Origin of the sequence: Shigella sp. FC1967 (genome assembly GCF_001743005.1) — a bacterium.
In the GTDB taxonomy this organism is placed as follows: Bacteria; Pseudomonadota; Gammaproteobacteria; order Enterobacterales; family Enterobacteriaceae; genus Proteus.
Genome location: NZ_MIIZ01000086.1, coordinates 1 through 297, shown reverse-complemented (window position 1 = coordinate 297; position 297 = coordinate 1). Strand labels below are relative to the sequence as shown.

The following is a 297-nucleotide window of genomic DNA, read 5'->3' as shown; positions in this document are numbered from 1 at the left end:
TGGTGCCGAAGAAATGCCGCCTTTGAGTGACGAGGACATGATCCCTGTTATGGAAGAGGAGGGCGCGGAAGGCAGTTACTACTAACCCCAACGGGGGGGGACTCCCCCGCTGGGGGGAGATCTCCCTCCTAACCACTGGAGAGAGGTCCATGAAAATAGTCAACCTATCGCAACGCGAGGAAGATTGGCTTGATTGGCGCGTCAAGGTGTAACAGCCACTGACGCCGCTATCCTGCTCAATAGGTCTCCGTACAAAACACGATGGAGACTGTGGGCCGAGAAGACTGGGTATGCGCG

General features: G+C 56.6%; 1 protein-coding gene. It reads left to right on the top strand.

The genetic code is table 11. The annotated features are described in order from the left end of the window. Positions 1 to 193 precede the first annotated feature (193 nt). Positions 194 to 297: YqaJ viral recombinase family protein (locus tag BHE89_RS00655; protein ID WP_458694194.1), on the top strand; the 104-nt coding region annotated here is incomplete at its 3' end.